The following is a 510-nucleotide window of genomic DNA, read 5'->3' as shown; positions in this document are numbered from 1 at the left end:
ATAAGTTGTTTTGGGAAGGAAATCTTATACAGAAATTATATGATTATTATCTCCAACATAAAGAAAACATCTTTGGTAAATCAATAATATTTTGCTCAGGTTTAAGAGAATTTAATTATCTTAAAGATACTGGGATACTAAGAGGCGATACTATACTAGAGGGTATGGAAAGAACATTAAGTATAGCGATAGCTAAAGAGGCGAGAGCGCTAGATAGAAAGTTGCCAGCTTTGGCTACGTTCGGTTCTGTATGTCGATATTTTGGCCTATTTGGTACTGTTTGGGATATTATGTCAGCATTTAATACGCTTGTGGGTGTAGAACACGCTACAATTTTTGTAGTTGCTCCTCATATGGCAGAAGCATTGATTGCTAAAGGAGTTGGTCTTTTTGTTGCGATTCCTGCCGATATCGGGCATAGTAAATTGTCTAATCGAGTTGATGATGTTTTGTGAGGTTAGGAATCATTCCAAGATGAGCTATGTATACAACTTTAGGAAGAAGAGCATA

The 510-nt window shown here is 36.1% G+C and carries 1 pseudogene; it reads left to right on the top strand.

Annotated elements, in window-relative coordinates:
* Positions 1-452 (top strand): annotated as a pseudogene (locus FQ699_RS09630) (MotA/TolQ/ExbB proton channel family protein); the annotation flags it as partial.
* Between the last annotated feature and the right edge of the window lie 58 nt (positions 453-510).

This window comes from Francisella salimarina, from assembly GCF_007923265.1.
GTDB classification, from domain to species: Bacteria; Pseudomonadota; Gammaproteobacteria; order Francisellales; family Francisellaceae; genus Francisella; species Francisella salimarina.
The sequence above is the reverse complement of the archived record's forward strand: the minus strand, read 5'-3'. Positions and strand labels throughout refer to the sequence as shown.